Here is an 18675-nt window from a genome sequence, read left to right as displayed (position 1 = left end):
TCTTAGGTGCTGTCTGCATGCTGGGCCCTTACTGTGCGGGGCTAGAAGCCAACGACACGGCGGCGGTTGATGGTTATTCGGCCGTCTGCGATAGCGTCGGCCCTCGCCTCCAGGGCGAGGACAGCTGCAACCGCGAGGTCGATCTTGCGCTTGGAACGGGGCGAGTCCTTGATAATCAAGTCGCCTTGGGGGACCTCACGGACTACGGCTTGGAGCACATGGCGGGTGAGCTCCTGGTCCCCAATGTGGGACAGGTCGCCGACGAGAACTGCCGTGCGGAAACGCTCCACGGCCTGAGCCATGCGGGTCGGCTTGTTGGTCCAGAACTCGAAGACGTACTCCGTATCCTTGTCGGAGTGCGCAATGGACCAGCGGCCGATGTTCTCTTGCCACCACGGGGGGTCGCAGTACATCCACTCGACGCGGTAGGTGTCGAAGGCCCGCTTCACGGCGGCCTCGACAGAGAGAACGTCGACTTCCCACTCATCGGTAGCGTGCTCGGGCCTCAGCCATGTGCCGAGGACAAAGAGCTTGGCGTCCCGCAGGCGGACACCCACCAGCGCCGTGCCGTCACCGCGGACCGAGCCGTCAAAGCCGATGGCTATCTGATCACCTGGGCGGATGTCATTCTCGGAGATGCAGGCGTCCCATTCGGCCTTGCTCATCCAGCCGTCAGACGACTTCGAGATCTGGTTGAAGAAGAAGCGACAGTAGGTGCTGTCTGGCGTCGTCCGGTCGTGGAGGATCGTTCGCGTCAGACCTTCGATGTCCGCCCAGGTGGCGTCACCGTAAGCCTCGATCAGGGAGGCCCGGACGAGATTCTCGTCCCTGAGGTGCTCCACCTCGATGGAGCCCTCTAGGCAGTCGTAGAGCCAGAAGCCTTGAGTGACCATGTCGGACTCATGGATGATCTGAGCTACGGAATCTTCGTTGGGGTTGTAGGCGTTGGTGGTGCACACCCATCGCGACCCCGCGCGCGCGGTCTTCTCGACGTTGCGCTTGATCGTCTGGAAGAAGTCCGGCCCACCGGTGGAGCCGACCCAGTGATGTACCTCATCGAGGAGGGCGAAGGTTGGTCTGTTGCCCTCGTTGGTGCGGCCAGCGGTGGCCTTCGGGGAGATGGAGCCGGGCTTACCGCTCTTGAACTGGACCATCGACTTGGAGATCTCAAGTCCGTACTCAGCTTCGGCCGGCGACTCCGAAAGCATGCCTCGGATCATGTCGAGCGTCTGGCCGGTCTGCTCCAGGGCCGTAGCACCGATCTGAATGATCGGCAGCGGGACGCGCTTGCCCACAGGGAGGCCGCGGTGGTCGAAGTGGGAGAAACGGCAAGGGCCGATGAACTCCACGATCGCCAGCGCCGCGAGGAGCGGTGTCTTGCCCCAGCCCTTGGCCCGGCGGAGTGTGGCGGCGGTGTACTTCCAGGAGCCATCGGGGTTGATGGCGTAGAACCAGAGCACGAACCGGAGTTGCTCAGAGGTGAACTGCCACGGCTCGCCGGCCGTGTCTCCATCAGGCTGGACGATGTACTTCGAGGCCCAGCGGATGACGCCGTAGCCGAGAGTCTCATTCGGGGCTGGCACGCCCTGCGGCAGGTTCCCGCTCTGCATAGTCGCTCACCAGTTATCCCTTCGATAGCAGCTTGAAAAGCTCCCTATCCATCTCGTCTTCGGAAGGCCCGTCCGGGGCCGTGGTGTCCTGCTCAACCTGCTTGTCGAAGCTCATACGCAATCGGGCGCGGTCTTCCGTGGTCGCGCCCCACTTGCCGACCCGTTGCCGGATCTCACCGGCGAGCTTCACCTCACCGAGGTAGAAAGCGTCCACCAACTTCGTGGTGACCTCTAGCTCCGACCAATCCGTCTCCATCCAACCCTCTGTCTGAGGGGCCTTGGCCCAGGTCTTCCAGAAGCGCTTAGCGCCGCTGGTCTCGATGCCGAGGGCCTTCGGAAGTTCGCGGCCTTGGCCGGCCTCACCGGTGAGCTTCTGAGTGCCGAGTGCGTGACTTGTGTTCCGTCGTACTGCGTTGGGGTTCGGGGCAGGCCCCCGGCGGGAGACCATCAGGCCATCACCACCTGGTCGAAGTCGTCGCAGAGCTTGAACAGCTCCACGAGGTCGCCCAGGTCGTCAATCTCTTCCCGTGCCTCCAGCTCCCAACGGCGCTTCTCAGCAGCCCGAGAAGGGCGCTTGTACCGGCGCTCAGGCTGCTCGTCCTCCTGGACGTCGAACATGCGTCACTTCCGATCGGTGTAATACGTCTTGTACTTGTGGCAGGGGTGGCACAGGGTCCAGAGATTGGAGGGGTCCCAGGTCCCGCCCTTGGAGACGGGAATCAGGTGGTCGACCTCCAGGCGCTCACGACTGCCGCATTTCTGGCAGGTGAAGCGATCCCGTGCGAGGGTGGTTGTACGCCTTCTCGACCAGTCGCCGGGGCGATTCTTGTTACGCACCGAGGGCTGCCAGCCACGTACCGGCGGGGCATGTGTTTCACATCGACCTGAACGAACAGTCACCGAGGTACACCCGCTCACAAGGCAAATTGATTTGGCTCTTGGCATTGGCCCTCCTCGGTGACTTAGCAGGTCCAGCAGGGCTCGAACCTGCGCATACGGTGTTGGAAACCGCCGCTCTTCCAGTTGAGCTACAGACCTGAATCCCGTGGTGAACGGCACGGGCACCTCGTGAACCGTGCGGGAGTCGAACCCGCTCTTCCGCCCTGGTGGGCGGAGTGCACACCTACACCGCAGCTCCGACGAGGGGCGACCTCGCCTTAGTCCCTGCCAGGGATCAGCCGGTAGGGATCGTCTAAGGCCCCGGAGGTTGCTTGTCTGGCTCCGGGGCCGGTTGCTTCCTGGGCCTCCCTGGAGAGGCTTTCCTCAATCTCAGGTGCTCTACAGGAAGAGTCTTTAAGTAAGGAATCCCTTCGGGGGGATTCCTTTAGGGGAGGACCATCGATCTATGTTCGAGGTCAGGTTCGGTCGCTTCGCTCCCTCTCCTTCCCTCTCACTACTTACGTACGTGTCGGTAACCAGGTTTCCCGACAACTTTGAATGAAATGTGGCGCAGATCACACGTGATCACTCAACGTTCCATCCGGTTGGTTGCCGCCAAGGAAGGCATGTCGACCACTCCGGTGCAGGTCAGGCCACCTATCGAGCGCTCGTTCGACTGCTTAAGTAGCCGCTGGAGCGCGGCCTGAGCACGGCTTGCAAAGGCACTGCGCGTAAGCCATACTCCAACTATGGATCAGTTTGGCGGAGGAATTTAACACCCTGACTGAGCCTCACTCGGGAAGACAGGGCAGGAGACAGCTAGTATGGCTAGAGCAGCGATACTCAAGACCGAAGACCTGTCAGCGCTCATTGCGCTCTCGATGAGCGGCATGAGTGACAGGGCCATTGGCGAAAAATACGGGGTGAGCGGACAGGCAGTAAACAAGTACTTTATTCGACACGGTTACGTTCGTCGCGGCTTCGTCAAGATTGCCAGTGATTTGCTGGCGCCCTTGGGGATCGGACCCAAAGTCCAGGCCCGTCATCGGAACCAACAATTGCGCGCCTTCATGCGTCTTCGGCTAGGTGATCCAGATCTCACCCCCGATAACCTTGAAATGGCAGCACAGCTTGAGACAAGATTGAGGGCAGACAACGTGGTCATGTTGTTTGCCCCTGACAATCCCATGGGGTTCGAGTTCGTACCTCGGGAGGAATCAGACGGAGGTCTGATCGTCAGGTGGCCAGGTGGGGTACCAACGCCGCCGGACGGACTTAAGAGGGCGCTGGAACTGCCGTCAGTGGACTCATAAGACCTATCGCCTTAAACTCTTCCACATGGAGAGCTTTAGGTTTTAGACCCCTAAAAAACAAAGGGACCCTAAGCTGCGGCTGGGGTCTTTTTTGTTGCAAAAACCTAATAGTAGTTGACTAGCCCCCGGGGAGGGATTATGTTTAATACAATGATTAAAGCTGCGATCCATGAAAATGCTGCGGATTTTGCTCAGCGGAGAGCGGGAAAGTCATGCTGCGTCGAGGGGACCCCCGTCCTTCCGGGCCACCGACAAGGGATTGTTGGGACCTGCGTACGGGTGGACGGCGTGGGCCGAGAGTGGGTTCTGTGCCTTCCCGACGCCTGCGACTACCCGTTGAACGTTGAGTACCTAGCCCACGTGGTGAAGCAGGTCGGCGGACCACTCGATGAGCGCGTCATTGCTCTGGAGATCATCGACGGCCCGCACCCATCCTTTCCCGGGTCCAGCCGGTTCATAGTCGCCACCATTGCGGAGATGCCGTGACAGTCGAAGCCAACTACGTGCGTCTTCGGGACGCGCCTCGGAGCGTCTCTCAGACGGAGAGCTATGAGAAGTGTCCACACCAGTCCTGGCTAAAGCGCGTCGAACGCGTGGCCGAGGCGCCGGCGGCCTGGAGCCACCACGGCACCGCCTTCCACACCGCGACTGAGGTCTACGACCGTTCGGCCGGCACCAAGACTGTAGGCGAGATCCTCGACGTCTTCCGGGACGAGTACACGAAAGGAATCAACCGGGGCTTGGAGAAGGAACCTGACACCTCGACATGGATGCACGCCAACCGAGGCACCGCGGACGAGGACATCGAGGAGCGGTACAACCTCGGCGTGGAGCAGACGCGACGGTACGTGCAGTGGTCGGAGGAGACGGAGCCGAAGATCTGGACGACGCCCGACGGAACGCCGGCCATCGAGCTTGAGTTCATGGTCGAGCTGGGCGGTGTCAAGGTCCGGGGCTTCATTGATCGACTCATGGAAGAGCCTGACGGCTCTGTACGGGTCCGGGACCTGAAGACCGGGACCACGAAGTCAGCCTTCCAGTTGGAGACGTACAAGGTCGCCACGGAGGCTTTCTATGGCGTCGACGTGCACGCGGGCGACTGGTACCAGGGGAAGAAGCATGGCCTCTCCAAGACAGTCGACCTGTCGAAGGTCGATGCCGACGCCATCGGGGAGCGGTACGCGGCGATGGATGCCGAGGTCAAGGCCGGAAACTTTCCCCCCAAGCCCGGGTTCATGTGCCGCTTCTGCGACGTCGCACAGCACTGCGATTACCGCTGACCCGATTGCTTTTTTTTGACCAATTAATTGGCATCTAGGATCTTGATAACTTCATGAAAGGTAATCATGTACTCGCTAGCGCAAGCTCAGAGACTGCGAGGCAACACCGGGGAGCCTCTCCCTAGTCCATTCGTTGCGCTCTCGAAGCTGGGCGTTGAGTTCCGCAGAGGTGAGTTGTCCCTGGTGTGCTCCGGCCCTGGGACCGGCAAGTCGTTGTTCTCCTCGAACCTGGCGATGCACGCCAATGTGCCGAGCCTCTACGCCTCGGCGGACTCGAACGCTGCGACCCAGCTCACCCGGGCCGCAGCGATTTTGTCGGGCGACGACGTAGGCGACGTCTCTGCCCGGCTGCGGGCTGACGACTTCGGCAAGTACGGCGAGGTCCTGTCCAAGCGGTTCTGGATCAGGTTCAACTTCTCAGCGCGTCCGACGCCAGCCGAACTGGAACTTGACCTTGCCTGCTATGAGGAGATCTTCGGCGTACCGCCGAGTCTGATCGTCGTAGACAACGTCACCGACGTCGACGCGGGTGACGCCTCTACGGCGGATTCGTACTCCTTGGGCCTCGACGGCATCTGTAGCTATCTCAACGAAATGGCTCGGGAAACACAGGCTCACGTTCTGGCACTGCACCACGTCACCGGTGAATACAGTTCGGGAACGTCCCCTATACCCTTGTCGGGCGTCAAGGGGAAGATCGGGCGTGTGCCGAGTCTCATTCTTACGATTCACGCCGAGGTCGACGGCATGGACGGCCGCAGGCTGCATGTCTCCCCGGTAAAGAACCGGGAAGGGTTTGCTGACCCTTCTGGCAATACCTTCGCGTCGTTTGAGTTGAATGTCACAAATCTACGCCTGGAGGCTGTGAAGGAGGAAATCTTTTGACTTCAAAGTTGGAGTATGGGATACTGAAGACATGCAGGAAGGGGTACAGACAATGCGTCGAGTGTTACCAGTGCAGGTCGGAGAAGTTTTTCTCTGGACCTAAGGGGAGAATCTGTTCTTCCTGTCGCAAGAAGAAGCGCAGAAAAACTTCCCATGCGAACCGAGTCCAATCCACATACGGCCTCGCGCCAGGCGATTACGACACGCTATTTGACCTCCAGGGCGGCACCTGCGCCATCTGCAAACAGCATCGATCGAGTCGTCTGGACATAGACCATGACCATAAGTCAGGTCTCGTGCGTGGCCTGTGCTGTGCGCGCTGCAATCGACAGCTCCTCGCCCGCGGCCTGAGAGACGACCCAGCGATAGCCCGTAGCGCTGCCGAATACCTGGAAGACCCTCCAGCCCCCCGGCTCATCGGGGAGCGGTTCCATTACGAGGACGGCAAGACGTAATGATTACGTTCGAGGATGGCAAGATAATCGTCGCCATTTCAAAGCGGACGAACTTTGCCAGGCTTCTGCGTGAGCTAGAAATTGAGTACCGATTCAGCGGTGGAGGCCAGGTTCCCGTAACGGTCTGTTCCGAGTTCTACTCGGGACCCCAAGAGGTTGTCATCTGGCTCGGAGACGTCGTAGCCAGTGTTCGAGGTTGTATCAAGGACAAGCGTGACATGCGACTTGAGCGCGCCATCAAAGTTGGAGTATGAGATGTCGATACGTGTCGTAGCTCTTCCCATTGATCGTCGCGTTTGGTTGGCCGAGCATGACGTCCGTCTCCAGGTGAGCCGGCGCTACGACTTCCCGGTGACGACTCGGAAAGTCAATGAAACCCCCGATCACTGACCTCTTCAGCAAGTACTACCCAGAAGTTCGAGTCCGGGGCACAGGTCGGTGGGAAAAGATTCTGTGCCCCGAGCACTCCGAGAGCAACCCCAGCGCTTCCATCAATACGGAGAAGCAGTGTTGGGGTTGTTTTAGTTGCGGCATCTCCGAGGACTCTTACGACCTCATCATGAGGAAAGAAGGAATCACATACCGTGAAGCCGCAGAACGCTGCGCTACTGAAAGCAGCGAAGAGCTACGCCAATCAGTTCAAGGGCAGCCCGGCCGAGGCGTATATCAACGCCCGCGGTTTGGGGGAGATGGCCAGCCGGGCAGGGCTGGGCTACGTCGGTACGGCGATCACCGGCCATGAGAAGTACACCGGCCGCCTCGCGATTCCGTACCTGCGGCCGGCCGCTGAGCGGCCGGTGATTACCATCCGATTCCGGAAGATCCACGACGACCAGCCAGGCCCTAAGTACCTCGGCATCCCGGGTCATGTGCCGCACCTCTACAACACTCAACCGCTGGTCATCCCCGGTAGCTACGTCGCCATCTGCGAAGGCGAACTAGACGCGCTAGCGGCAGAGATGGCAGGAATCCCCGCTGTGGGCGTTCCTGGCGTCTCGTCGTGGAGGCCGCACTTTGAGCGAGCTTTCCTCGGCTTCGAAAAGGTCTACGCCCTGGCCGATGGAGACGAACCGGGAAGGAGGTTCACAGAGAGGACGGTCGAGTCTATGGCGAACGCGGTAATGATCGACCTGCCCGACGGGGAGGACACCAATTCGTTTGTGCAGGCAGAGGGGCCTCAGGCGCTCAGGAAGAAGTGTGGACTGTGACTTACGCAGTGGAAGACCGGGTCTATATCAATGACATGAATGGGCTAGTTGACGCTCTCGGGACAGTCGTAGCCATCTTTCCCGAACATGTTGGGCCATACCGCTTTGATGTGATGCTGGACGGCCGCTCGGCTGCGACATGTTATTCGCTAAATGAGATGTCACGGATGGACCCTGGACAGTACATGATCGCGGATACCGAGGGGTCAAACCTCTTCCTGCCTAGAGAGCGCGCCTCCGAGATCGTGTCCTCTGTGTTCGCCAATGAGCTTGTTTCTATGCCTTCAAAGTTGGAACATGGGATAGATCGTCCGAGTCACTACACCAGCCATCCAAGCGGCGTTGAGTGCATCGACATTGTGAAGTGGATGGGATTCCCTCTCGGCTCTGCCATTAAATACATCTGGCGGGCCGACCTGAAGCACGACGACGGCGGTATCCAAGATCTGAAGAAAGCTATTAAAAACATCGAATTCGAGATCGAGAAGCGGATGAATGCCCAGTGAAGACTTTCATATTCATCTCTGACCTTCAGATGCCGTACCACGATAGGAAATCGTGGAACGCGGTTCTGAACTTCATCGGCGACCGCGCTGAGGACATCGCCGAAGTGGTGAACATCGGCGACGTCACCGACTACCCGCAGCCGAGCCGCTGGACGGCTGGCACTAAAGCTGAGTTCGAAGGTGGGGCGCTCAAGGATGCGGCGTACACCCGCCGCTACTACTGCGAGTCGCTCCGGAATGTCTATGACGGACCGTCGTCGCTTCTCGGGTCGAACCACGGGTCGCGGCCGGCTCAGTACTTCGCGAAGAACAGCCCGGCCTTGCTGGATGAGGACCATCCGAACCCCTACACGGAAGACCGACTCCTCCACCTCGATGACTACGGCATCGACTTCCATCAGGACTTTTACGACTTCGCCCCGGGATGGGTGGCGACTCATGGACACCTCGGCTTCTCCCTGAGCCGATATGCCGGCGGCACCGCGATATCCGCCGCCCGGAAGATCGGAAAGTCCGTGGTATGTGGACACACCCACCGCGCCGGCCTCATCTCAGAGAGCCGCGGTTACGCAGGTAAGACCTCGACCCTGACCGGGCTGGAAATCGGAAACCTCATGGACATGCGTCAGGCCGGATATCTCAAGCACGGGGCCGCCAACTGGCAGCAGGCGTTCGGAATCGTCCGAGTCGATGGACAGAGGGTTTTCCCTGAACTAGTAATGATCAAGAAGAATTCACTTGTGGTGGACGGAGAGACGTACAGTGCCTGAGTCTGGCGGGCTTGATTGGGAGCACCTAACAACACTTGCTGAACGTATTGCTTATCAGATCTCTGACAAGTGGCCTGTCGTAGAGATGGAGGACGTAAGGCAGGAGATCCTCAAGGAGGCTTTGGGGCGGAAGAAGTATGTGGTCCAGGCCAAGGGTGACGACGATCTCATTGCAAGGATCTTCCATACCTTCGGCCAGCAGTACGCAGTCAAGGAGCGCAATTACCGCGACCTCGTTGACGACGAGTTCTACTACACGCCGAGCGATGCCCGGCAGGCCCTTCAGAGCCTGGTCTACACCGATGACGAGTTCGCCGAGACCCTCGGCAACAAGGATGACCTCTCCAAATGCAGGGTCACCGACAACATCCTCACGGCACGGTTTGACGTCAAATCCGCCCTTGGCCGCCTTGAGCCTCAAGACCAGGAGCGCCTACTCCGCTACTACGTCGTCGGCCTTCCGGTGACCTCGACCGAGGAGCGGGCGGCACAACGCGCGGTGGACAAGCTCGCCCTTCGAATGAACCGTGACATCCGATCCGCGAAGCGGGTCCACGCGTGATTGAGACCCAGCGCCGGTACGTGCGGGAGGTGACTGCGGACGTGATCGTCACATTCGTTGTGACCTCAGACGACTCACTTACAAACCCTATACACGTATCTATGGAAACCATCGCAGAGACCGTCGAGTTCAACATCCCCCGCCGGGACCTGGCTGCCCTAGCCAAGATCCTCGGCGACGCCTAGGAGACGAATGTTCAAGTCCGACACCGCCAAGAACGTTTTTGACCGCACCTACTCCCGTACCAAACCTGACGGCTCCCGGGAGGACTGGAGCGAGGCGGTTGCGCGCGTGGTCGACGGCAATCTCGCCCTGGTCGACGGAAAGCACATCAAGGCCGGCGAGCGTGACGAGCTGATCGACTTCATTACCGAGTTCAAGATCCTCCCGGCAGGTCGGCACCTGTGGATGTCAGGAGTGCGGACAGGGAACCTCTTCAACTGCTGGCAGCACTCCGGCGGTGAGACGCCCTCCGAGCACGCGGCCTTCACCCTGCTCCGCCTCGCTGAGGGTGGCGGCGTCGGCGCGAACTACAGCGACCGGTACTACAGGCACTATCCCGCGGTTGCGGTCAACACCGAGGTGCACATCGTGTGCAGCCCCGGACACCCGAACCACCAGGCGCTGACGGACCAGGGTCTTCTCTCCACGGAGTTCTCCCATGAGTGGGCCGGAGCCTTCCTCGTTGGAGACAGCAGGGAGGGCTGGTCCGAGGCGTTGATCGACCTCATCGACAACGCACACAGTCCGCACACCGAGCACGTCAACCGCGTCTACGACGTCTCCAACATCCGTGCGGAAGGTGCGGCGCTCAAGACGTCAGGCGGCGTCGCGTCCGGCCCCCTGCCATTCGCCCAGCTTCTCAAATCCGTCAGCCAGGTGCTTGTTGATGCGATGGGATTCCCGCTCAACGGCATGCAAATGATGCAGATCGACCACGAGATTGCAACATGCATTGTGGCCGGCGGGAACCGGCGCTCTGCACGTATGGCGCTAAAACACTGGGACGACTTCGACGTTGACTCCTTCATCGCCTGCAAGGCAGGGTCCTTCTCCCACTGGACGACCAACATTTCGGTAGAACTCGACGATGCGTTCTACGCGGCATATGACGACCCTGCGGACCCCAAGTACAGCCATGCCCACCTCGTCTTGGAAGAGGTAGCGAAGGGAATGCTCGCCAACGGCGAACCTGGCCTTTGGCACTACGATAATTCGATGGCGGGGGAGCCCGGCGAAGTTCGGGGCACCAACCCGTGCGGGGAAATCACCCTTGAGAACTTCGAGCCCTGCAACCTAGGGCATGTGAATCTCACGGCGTTCGTGAATCCCTTCGGGCATGTCGACTACAAGGCACTGCACCGCGCACACGAGCTGGTGACGCGGTACCTCATCCGGGCAACCTTTGGATGGGTCGGCGATCCCCGGAGTCGGGAAACCCTAAACCGCAACCGTCGTATCGGCGTAGGCCACACCGGTTTTCACGGGTTCGTGGCTAAGCGGGGGACTCGGTATTCGGATGCCGCGATGGACCCGGAGGTTCATACGACGCTCCGTCAGTTGGCCTCCGTCGTGGACGAAGCTGCGGCGAGCTACAGTCACGACCTGCGAATCCCGATCCCCGTGAAAAAGCGCACGATCGCTCCGACCGGGACGATTTCCAAGTTGGCCGGCGTCAGTGAGGGAATCCATCCGATCTTCGCCAGGTACTTCACTCGGCGCATCAGGTTCTCGACCCTGAACCCCGTTGAGCGTGAGCTTGTCGAGAAGTACCGCGCCGACGGCTTTACCGTCGAGCCGTGTGTCTACTCGGCGAACACCCTGGTTGTGGAGATCCCCACGAAGGACAGTCTGCTCGCCGAGGTCACGGAGATCTACGGCGAGGAGACCGCGGCAGGGATCGTGGAGTCCGCACACGAGATCTCCTTCGAAGACATGCTCTCCCTCCAGGAGATGTACCAGACCCTGTGGGCCGACAATGCCGTGAGCTTCACCGTGAACCTCGACCCAACAGGCATTGAGGTGGAAGACCTCACTGCCGTGCTGGCAAGGAGCATGCGGACTCTGAAGGGCACCACCGTGTTCCCGGACATCAGCCGACCCCAGAGCCCCTACGAGGTCCTGTCGAAGGCCGACTATGAGGCTTCTCAGGTGCAGTCCGTAGAAGACGGTGTAGATGAGAACTGCGTTACCGGTGCATGCCCGGTTCGTTAATTTCAAAGTTGGCACATAGGGTCAAGATTGGTAGGATGAAGACATGATCAAGAACCCTTTTGATGGCCCTTCCCCCTGGGAAGCTTCCGCTGAATCCACTCCCGACCTCCCGGAGACTCCTGTGACTTCTGAGAACACCAGCGCTGATTTCGACGCCTTCGTTGCGACCTTCAAGCGAGGCGCCGGTTATGACGCCCCGTGGCTGGTGGTCCGAGGTTCCTCCGCTGAGGTCCTGGCCGACCGGATCAAGGGGGCGAAGGAGGATGACCTGTATGACCTGATCAGCAAGGCCGCCGACTATTTCATGACTCTGGCTCCGGAGAAGCCCACTGCGGCGAAGAAGTCGTTCTCCGGTGGGAAGGTCCAGTCCGAAGGCGCCGGAGAGAAGGAGTGCACACACGGCACCCGGAACTTTAAGGATGGCGGCACCTGGAAGGCGTACTTCTGCGGCGCCGGCCGTGACGTCGACAAGTCCGACCAGTGCCCGCCTCTGTGGCTCCAGAAGGACGGCTCTTACAAGGCCAAGTAGGTAGCACCCTAAATACTGATTGTTGAGGGGGCTGGAGTTTGTCCAGCCCCCTTTTTCATGCCCTGATTCGAGGAACTCATGCCGATTTACAAGGTCACCCGCACCGATGAGCCGAATTATGACGAGTTCGAAGCGGTCGTAGTCCGCGCCGCGAATTCCGTCGACGCGAAGAATTACGTGACAGACCGGGGATATTACTACTTCCCGACGACAACGGTTACCGGCCCACTGGCTGACGTCATCATCGGTGATGCCTATTACGGATTCTTCCCTGATGGTTCCAACTCGGAAGCGAACCTCGTCCCTGAGACCGGCGAGCCGGAAATGATCCTCGCCCGCTACATCGGCGGATGAGCTGCGACTACGCACCTGGGCGACTGATGGACTCCGAAGAGTGCGCAATGCGTGCCGACTACCCCGTTGATTGTGCAGTCGAAGAGATGGTGTCGGTCGATATGGACGACATCGAAGATCTTGTGTGCCTGAGCTGCGCTTTTAACTACGAGCGAATAGAGAACTCCTGTGTCGACTGATTTTCAGCGCTGTGCTGCAAGCAGTCCAGGGTGACAATGTGAGCGACCCGCGGAAATACGATTTCATTGCAGGATGCATCGAAACTACTACAACCAGGGTCAAGAGTTGAGGCCAATTAGGTTCCGCTCTAAGCCGGGTACAGTGCGGACATGCTCTGCAAATGAAACAGAGGGAAAGTGTCCCCGCGTCAGATATCTCGGTGATTATTGCCAAACGCACTATCAGCAGTTTGCTAAAGGTCAGGAACTGCGCGATATTCGCAAGTATAGGGCTCGAACTCAATGCATTGCGACAGGTTCGGACTGGTCCTGCGAAAGACTTGCCAGTGCGCACCATTTGTGCGCAACCCATGGTCAGCAGAAAAAATCTGGGGCACCTCTTCGCAAGATTCGACAAGTCCCTAATGGGTCGCTATTTGAGCGCGTAAATTACTATCGCGACGATGCGAATGTTAACTCCGCAGGTTGCTGGGTGCCGATCAAAAAACCATGCCAAAAGGGTTATGTGAAGATTGAATTTCAAGGTCGCCGGAAAGGACTTCACGTTTTCTCGTACGAAGCGCATTTCGGCCCGGTCGGCAATGAAACCGTTCACCATAAATGCGCTAATCCATCATGCTTCAATCCTGACCACTTGGAACTTGCGACCCAGCGGCAAAATGTTGGGGAAATGATGGCTCGTCGAGCTTTCGAAGAGACAATCAAGTCCCAGAGAAAGACGATACTGAAATTTTCTGCTCGGATCACGCAGCTCGAAAAGGCTCTCGCAAATGTCTGAAATTCAGTTCCGTTCTACGTCCACGGTTGAGCTTGTCGCCTCCATGGGCGGTGATCACAGTATCGTCCGAGCTGCCCGGGTCAGTTCTGGGAGCACGGGTGACGGTGAGGCCCGGGACGCCGGCCTCGTCAACATGCTGATGCGGGACCGCCATGGCAGCCCCTTTGAGTCGGCAGTGCTTCAGTTCCGGATCGAGACCCCGCTCTTCGTGGCTCGTGAGGTCATGCGTCACCGTATGGCCTCATACAACGAGGTGAGCGGGCGCTACAAGGTCCTGGAACCGGTCTTCTACACGCCCAATGAGGATCGCCCACTGAAGCAGGTCGGAAAGCCCGGTGCGTACTCCTTCGAACTTGGGTCGCTCGACTCCTTCAAAACCTCCCTGAGCTGCCATGACCTCAGTGCCCGAGCTGCCTGGTTCTACTACGAAGAGATGCTGAATCGGGGAATTGCCCGGGAGGTCGCCAGGAACGCACTGCCGCTGAGCATCTACACCTCGTTCTACATGACGATCAACCTCCGGTCTCTAATGAACTTCCTCAGCCTCCGGAACGTCACAGAAGACACTACGGTCCCAACCTTCCCCCTGTTCGAGATTCAGGGGGTGGCTCGGAAGATGGAGGAACACTTCGCCGAGGTTGCCCCGGTTACGTACGCGGCCTTCATCAAGAACGGCCGGGTGGCGCCGTGATTGATCTGTTCCGTCCAACCCCTGAGAATAAGGTATTTGACTTCACCAACGTGAGAGTTAAGTCCGTCACGATTCAGGTGCTCGACGCCAATGCAGTTAACACGACGGGGGAGAAGATGGGCACGAGCGACCGAGAATACGAAGAACTCGCCGATGAGTACATCAAACAGAAGAAGCGGATCTCAGAGCTTGAGGCCAAGTTTCGGAGCTTGGAGTACGAGCATGGGCTGAGCAAGGCGAGCGAGCGAGCGAAGGCGGGCGTCATTGCCTCTTTGTCGCAGTCCCTGAGCACCGCAACGGGCGAGGCTGCACGACTCAATAGCGAGGCCGCTGCCGTTCGCCAGGAACTCCGCGAGGTCGAAGCCATCTACGGCGGCACACCTCCGTCAGTGAAGATCCCAGTAGTTGACGAATACCTCAGAGCCCGCATCAAGCGGCGCACGGAGAACCTTGAGTACCGGATCGACAAGGCAATTGCGGAAGACCGCATCAAAGAGGCCGGACGACTTGACGCCGGACTTCAGGAGCTTTTGGCGGCACTCCGTTGATGTGTTCCACCTGCCTTGACGGCTACGACGAGAAGTTCGCACGGGATTGCCTCGACTGCGGTAAGCGATACCTCAGCGAGTTCCCAACCGAGATGGACGATTTCGGATCGCACCTGTACCACCCCTCGAAGTCGGTCGATCTCCTGCGGAAGGAGGAGTTCGACAAGTGCCTCTCTGATCATGTCGGCACTTGAGTTGCGAAACCACTTGATATCTGAATAGGAGGCGCTGGAGTGATACGCACTCACACGAAGATCGGGATGGATAAGATCAAGATCAACACTGTGGAGACTCCGGAGGACTTCCCCGAGTTCGTGGCGTGGATCAGGTCGGGCACCTCGTTCGGTCTCGACACGGAGACGACCGGACTCGACTGGTGGGCAGACTCGGACTTCAGGCTTCGGCTCGTGCAGTTCGGCGACGCCAGCGCCTCCTACGTCGTCCCCGTGGGACTCGGTAGTTCCATGCTTGAGGCCGCGGTGGGCGCTATCGAGGACGTGATGCGTCGGGGAGGGAAGTTCGCCCTCCAGAACGGAACCTACGACTTCTTGGTCCTCGACCGCTGGACGCGGCTGCGGATGGAAGACCTCTGGCGGCACTGCATAGACACGAAGATCCTCGCCCACCTGGTCGACAGCCGGGGAGAGATGGAAGGCGGGACGGGACACAGCCTTGAGTCCCTGACGAAGTATTACCTCGACGCCGGTACCGCACTCGGCATCAAAAAGTCGATGGGGGAGCTTGCCAAGGAACTGGGAGTCAAAAAGGCCGAGGTCTGGAAGGCGGTCCCTACCTTCAATCCTACTTACCTCGACTACAGCGGCCTGGACCCAATCCTTGCCTTCAGGTTGGCTGCGAAGCTCAAGCGGCTCGTGCCAACCTCGGCCCGGAAGCTCATCCAGTTCGAGCACGACGTAGCCGAGGTCTGTAGCTACATGTCGCGGAAGGGCGTGAAGCTGAACGTGGCGTACACGGAGGCGCTGAGCAAGCGCCTCGCCGAGGATGAGGCGTACTGGACTGTTGTAGCTCAGGGCCTGGGCGTGGAGAACCCGTGGTCGACTGAGCAGTGTGCCGATGCCTTCGAGGCGCGAGGCGTCAAGATCCCTGGGAAGACACCGACAGGGAACCGGAAGGTCGACAAGATTTTCCTGGAAGGCCGGCGGAAGCTCGGTGACGAGCTGGCCGAAGCCATCCATCAGGCCAAGTCAGCCCGGAAGAAGCGCAACACTTGGGTCAACGGCTTCCTGGAGCAGATGGACGCGGACGGGTACGTCCACCCCAACATCAACAGCTTGCAGGCCCGGACGGCGCGGATGAGCATCACGGGTATCCCTGCCCAGACTCTCCCCGCAGGGGACTACGAGATCCGAGCCTGCTTCGAGGCGGACCCTGACGAGATCGTGATCTCGACCGACTACGTGAACATGGAGCTCCGCTTTCTTGCGGCGCACTCGGGCGACAAGCGAATGCTGGAGGCATTCCGCAACAACGAGGACCTTCATCAGATCACCGCGGATGCGGCTGGTGTCTCTCGGAAGATCGGCAAAATGGCGAACTTCCTCACCGTGTTCGGTGGGGGAGCAGGTGCGCTCACCGAGCAGGCCGGCATCTCTAAGGAGCTGGCAGAAAAGACGCTCAAGGCGTTCATGCAGACCTTCCCCGGGGTCAAGAAGTTCATGGACGAGAAGACCTCGGAGGCCCGCCGGCAGGGCTACATCACGACGCCTTCGGGACGTCGGCTGTACGTCGATAGGTCCCGGGCCTACTCCGGAGCTAACTATTTCGTTCAGTCCGGCTCTCGGGACATCACCTGCCGGGCACTGGTCCGGATGCACAAGGCCGGCCTCACGCCGTACATGCGCCTCCCCATCCACGATGAGGTGCTGTTCTCCGTACCCATCGAACACGCCGAGCAGGCAATGAAGCTGACTGACTATCACATGACCGAGACGGTCAAGGGCCTGGAGATTCCCACCGACCCCGACCGCGGAGGCTCGTCGTGGGGCTCGCTCTACATGAAGGACCTGGAGACCATGACGTCTCTGGACACGTACTACCACGAATTCTCTGATCAAGCAGCCATTGACCTTGCCCGGAGAGGTGTTTAATGAATGAGAACCCGCTGGATGGCTTCATCAGTGAAATGAATGATCGGCAGCTTCGAGAGGCAGTCAATCAATTCGAGGTTGCTGCAAGGCTTGCGGCGCTGATATCGGCAAGGATTTACCGAGATGCCCGAGCTGAAGGACTTCCCCGTCGATCTGCCCGAGCAATGGCAGAATCCTCATTTGAAATAATTCTCGGTGGTGGTAAGTGACCTCTGAGAGAGTGCGGCAAATTCCGTGGACCGACTACTTCATGGGGATTGCCCAGGCGGTAGCCAAGCGTGGGGACTGCACGCGAAGCCAGGTGGGGGCGGTGCTCGTTGGCGCCGACCGCAGGATCATCAGCACCGGGTACAACGGGGGGCCGAGCGGCGGCCCGTCCTGTCTGGCTGGCGAATGCCCTAGGGGGCGTCTGGACTACCTAGTCAAGGCTCCTGGAGGTGATTATGGCGACTGCATCTCGCTCCATGCTGAATGCAATGCGGTCGTCTACGCCGGGCGAGAGAAGGCGATGGGCGGAACCCTGTTCATCACGAGGGAGCCGTGTGACGGATGTCGCAAGATCATTCGAGCCGCTGGAGTTGTTGAAGTTATATATATTCCCCAATGCAATGAAGATCTCTTCGTTGTGGATCACCCCTGAGGTAGAGTTGACATCCAGAAGCTTGGATGAGCATCTGATGGGGATTTAAAACGGAGATTTAAAGATGATCACTGTCATGGTGCAGGGTGTCACCTATCAGGGCAGCGTAAGTGGGGATGGGGAAGAGCTGGAGCTTAATGAAGTCGTCGCAAGGCATGAATCAGCAGTGAAGGACCTTCAGGCAGTACTGAAGCGGCTTGGTTTTGAGGACTCAGGACTCACGCAGGTAACGCCCGGGAACATGAAGGTCTCCGCCCTTCAACCATCCGACGTGGGCGCGACTGGCAGTGAGATCCGCCTGTGGGCGGCAAGGGCCGGGATGAAGGTCAACCGGACCGGACGCATCCCAGCGGAGGTAATCGAGGCGTACGCCGCAGCTAGCACGCGTTGAACAGCACTTCTCGGTTTCGCCTGCGTGGCGTTGGCCGCTCGGTGGAGTGTCGGAGACATAGGTTCCGACCGCCCATCTAACGGCCGGAGCCCGTGAAGCCCCCTACCCATCTGGGTAGGGGGCTTCTGTGCGTTTAGGGGCTACGCGGCGAACATGGCCGGCTGATGGACAGAGAGCGGGAGCTTCCGGGGCCTGCCCGGTCCCCGCTTGACCAACGCAGCGGCAGGAGCCGCTTCTTCTAGCTCCTGAGGAGCTTCGAGGACCTCTTCCAGGACAGGAGCAGGCGAGATTTCAACCTCGGCCTCCCAAACCACCGCTTCCCGAGACTCCTCGGTGACTGCGGCTGCGACAACTTCGTCAGCACGCTGGCCGATGAGCCCGATGTGCATCATGTGGGCAACCACTACGGGCGGGATCATTGAGACCAGGGCGACCAAAATCGCCGAGGTGCTCATGTAGTCGGCCTTGATCAGGTGAGCTATCACCTGAGCCGTAGAGGCCAGGATAAGCGCCGCAGCAGCACCGAAGATCGCCGATCCCCTCCGCTTGTGGCCCTCCGGGAGGCTGGACACGATCGAGGCCGCTACAGCGGCGTACAGGGATACGACCAGCGGCATCAACCAGGCGACTTCGGGTTCCCATCCGGCGACTAGGGCGAGGTTGTACTCACCGGGGGCAGCCATTGCGAGACCGGCGGCCAGGACCAGGGGGCGACCGTGACGAGAGGCGAAGCGGGCATACCAGGGCAGCATGTTGAAACTCCGGTTCTAGATGC

The 18675-nt window shown here is 59.5% G+C and carries 24 protein-coding genes, 1 tRNA gene and 1 pseudogene; 20 read left to right on the top strand and 6 right to left on the bottom strand.

Features of this window, described 5'->3' with window-relative positions; genetic code table 11:
* Positions 1-41 precede the first annotated feature (41 nt).
* From AC0Z36_RS12290 to AC0Z36_RS12270, 5 genes are all read right to left on the bottom strand, one after another.
* Complete coding sequence (locus AC0Z36_RS12290) at positions 42-1610, bottom strand: hypothetical protein (RefSeq protein ID WP_485462840.1); 1569 nt, start codon at positions 1608-1610, stop codon at positions 42-44.
* A 13-nt stretch (positions 1611-1623) separates the two neighbouring features.
* Positions 1624-2058, bottom strand: coding sequence for a phage terminase small subunit (locus tag AC0Z36_RS12285; protein WP_485462839.1), 435 nt, complete (start codon positions 2056-2058; stop codon positions 1624-1626).
* Positions 2058-2228: a hypothetical protein gene (locus AC0Z36_RS12280; RefSeq protein WP_485462838.1), complete on the bottom strand. Its 171-nt coding sequence runs from the start codon at positions 2226-2228 to the stop codon at positions 2058-2060. The genes AC0Z36_RS12285 and AC0Z36_RS12280 overlap by 1 nt, the downstream gene beginning before the upstream one ends.
* Before the next feature lie 3 nt (positions 2229-2231).
* Entirely contained in the window at positions 2232-2555 is a 324-nt protein-coding gene (locus tag AC0Z36_RS12275; protein ID WP_485462837.1) for an HNH endonuclease, read from the bottom strand.
* A gap of 21 nt (positions 2556-2576) precedes the next feature.
* Positions 2577-2648, bottom strand: a tRNA-Trp gene (locus tag AC0Z36_RS12270).
* 665 nt (positions 2649-3313) lie between these two features.
* Between AC0Z36_RS12270 and AC0Z36_RS12265 the strand changes: the two genes are divergently transcribed.
* The 20 genes and pseudogenes from AC0Z36_RS12265 to AC0Z36_RS12170 all read left to right on the top strand — a co-directional run bounded on the left by AC0Z36_RS12265 (position 3314) and on the right by AC0Z36_RS12170 (position 17900).
* Entirely contained in the window at positions 3314-3802 is a 489-nt protein-coding gene (locus AC0Z36_RS12265) for a hypothetical protein (RefSeq protein ID WP_485462836.1), read from the top strand.
* A 482-nt stretch (positions 3803-4284) separates the two neighbouring features.
* On the top strand, positions 4285-5082 hold the full coding sequence (locus tag AC0Z36_RS12260; protein ID WP_485462835.1) for a RecB family exonuclease: 798 nt from the start codon (positions 4285-4287) through the stop codon (positions 5080-5082).
* 66 nt (positions 5083-5148) lie between these two features.
* Positions 5149-5967 carry an AAA family ATPase gene (locus AC0Z36_RS12255; protein WP_485462834.1) on the top strand — a complete coding sequence of 273 codons (819 nt, stop codon included), beginning with the start codon at positions 5149-5151 and terminating at the stop codon, positions 5965-5967.
* On the top strand, positions 5964-6422 hold the full coding sequence (locus AC0Z36_RS12250) for an endonuclease domain-containing protein (protein WP_485462833.1): 459 nt from the start codon (positions 5964-5966) through the stop codon (positions 6420-6422). The genes AC0Z36_RS12255 and AC0Z36_RS12250 overlap by 4 nt, the downstream gene beginning before the upstream one ends.
* Positions 6423-6792: 370 nt before the next feature.
* Positions 6793-6993: pseudogene (locus AC0Z36_RS12245) on the top strand (CHC2 zinc finger domain-containing protein); the annotation flags it as partial.
* Between the two features lie 13 nt (positions 6994-7006).
* Complete coding sequence (locus AC0Z36_RS12240; RefSeq protein ID WP_485462832.1) at positions 7007-7630, top strand: toprim domain-containing protein; 624 nt, start codon at positions 7007-7009, stop codon at positions 7628-7630.
* Positions 7627-8136 carry a DUF3310 domain-containing protein gene (locus AC0Z36_RS12235; RefSeq protein ID WP_485462831.1) on the top strand — a complete coding sequence of 170 codons (510 nt, stop codon included), beginning with the start codon at positions 7627-7629 and terminating at the stop codon, positions 8134-8136. The genes AC0Z36_RS12240 and AC0Z36_RS12235 overlap by 4 nt, the downstream gene beginning before the upstream one ends.
* Positions 8133-8906, top strand: coding sequence for a hypothetical protein (locus tag AC0Z36_RS12230; RefSeq protein ID WP_485462830.1), 774 nt, complete (start codon positions 8133-8135; stop codon positions 8904-8906). The genes AC0Z36_RS12235 and AC0Z36_RS12230 overlap by 4 nt, the downstream gene beginning before the upstream one ends.
* Positions 8899-9468, top strand: coding sequence for a hypothetical protein (locus AC0Z36_RS12225; RefSeq protein WP_485462829.1), 570 nt, complete (start codon positions 8899-8901; stop codon positions 9466-9468). The genes AC0Z36_RS12230 and AC0Z36_RS12225 overlap by 8 nt, the downstream gene beginning before the upstream one ends.
* The gene (locus AC0Z36_RS12220; RefSeq protein ID WP_485462828.1) at positions 9465-9653 is read left to right on the top strand and encodes a hypothetical protein; all 189 of its coding nucleotides are present in this window, start codon (positions 9465-9467) and stop codon (positions 9651-9653) included. Before AC0Z36_RS12225 ends, AC0Z36_RS12220 begins: the two co-directional genes overlap by 4 nt.
* Before the next feature lie 7 nt (positions 9654-9660).
* A complete protein-coding gene (gene nrdJ, locus AC0Z36_RS12215) occupies positions 9661-11682 on the top strand; it encodes a ribonucleoside-triphosphate reductase, adenosylcobalamin-dependent (RefSeq protein ID WP_485462827.1) in 2022 nt (673 codons plus the stop codon).
* 43 nt (positions 11683-11725) lie between these two features.
* The gene (locus AC0Z36_RS12210; protein ID WP_485462826.1) at positions 11726-12211 is read left to right on the top strand and encodes a hypothetical protein; all 486 of its coding nucleotides are present in this window, start codon (positions 11726-11728) and stop codon (positions 12209-12211) included.
* A 78-nt stretch (positions 12212-12289) separates the two neighbouring features.
* Positions 12290-12565 (top strand): hypothetical protein, encoded by a 276-nt coding sequence (locus tag AC0Z36_RS12205; RefSeq protein ID WP_485462825.1) that lies wholly within the window; start codon positions 12290-12292, stop codon positions 12563-12565.
* A 651-nt stretch (positions 12566-13216) separates the two neighbouring features.
* Positions 13217-13522: an HNH endonuclease signature motif containing protein gene (locus AC0Z36_RS12200; protein ID WP_485462824.1), complete on the top strand. Its 306-nt coding sequence runs from the start codon at positions 13217-13219 to the stop codon at positions 13520-13522.
* Positions 13515-14213, top strand: a complete 699-nt coding sequence (gene thyX, locus AC0Z36_RS12195; RefSeq protein WP_485462823.1) for an FAD-dependent thymidylate synthase — start codon at positions 13515-13517, stop codon at positions 14211-14213. The genes AC0Z36_RS12200 and thyX overlap by 8 nt, the downstream gene beginning before the upstream one ends.
* Positions 14210-14761: a hypothetical protein gene (locus AC0Z36_RS12190; protein WP_485462822.1), complete on the top strand. Its 552-nt coding sequence runs from the start codon at positions 14210-14212 to the stop codon at positions 14759-14761. Before thyX ends, AC0Z36_RS12190 begins: the two co-directional genes overlap by 4 nt.
* Positions 14762-15021: 260 nt before the next feature.
* Complete coding sequence (locus tag AC0Z36_RS12185; RefSeq protein ID WP_485462821.1) at positions 15022-16869, top strand: DNA polymerase; 1848 nt, start codon at positions 15022-15024, stop codon at positions 16867-16869.
* Positions 16869-17078 (top strand): hypothetical protein, encoded by a 210-nt coding sequence (locus tag AC0Z36_RS12180; protein ID WP_485462820.1) that lies wholly within the window; start codon positions 16869-16871, stop codon positions 17076-17078. Before AC0Z36_RS12185 ends, AC0Z36_RS12180 begins: the two co-directional genes overlap by 1 nt.
* Positions 17075-17509 (top strand): deoxycytidylate deaminase, encoded by a 435-nt coding sequence (locus AC0Z36_RS12175; RefSeq protein ID WP_485462819.1) that lies wholly within the window; start codon positions 17075-17077, stop codon positions 17507-17509. The genes AC0Z36_RS12180 and AC0Z36_RS12175 overlap by 4 nt, the downstream gene beginning before the upstream one ends.
* Before the next feature lie 64 nt (positions 17510-17573).
* Positions 17574-17900, top strand: coding sequence for an Lsr2 family DNA-binding protein (locus tag AC0Z36_RS12170; protein ID WP_485462818.1), 327 nt, complete (start codon positions 17574-17576; stop codon positions 17898-17900).
* A 140-nt stretch (positions 17901-18040) separates the two neighbouring features.
* Here AC0Z36_RS12170 and AC0Z36_RS12165 read toward each other — a convergent pair whose 3' ends face one another.
* The gene (locus tag AC0Z36_RS12165) at positions 18041-18583 is read right to left on the bottom strand and encodes a hypothetical protein (protein ID WP_485462817.1); all 543 of its coding nucleotides are present in this window, start codon (positions 18581-18583) and stop codon (positions 18041-18043) included.
* Positions 18584-18675: the final 92 nt, after the last annotated feature.

It is taken from the genome of Kitasatospora sp. UYEF31, assembly GCF_057291755.1.
Note: the sequence above shows the minus strand (reverse complement) of the source record. Positions and strands in the feature narration are given on the sequence as shown.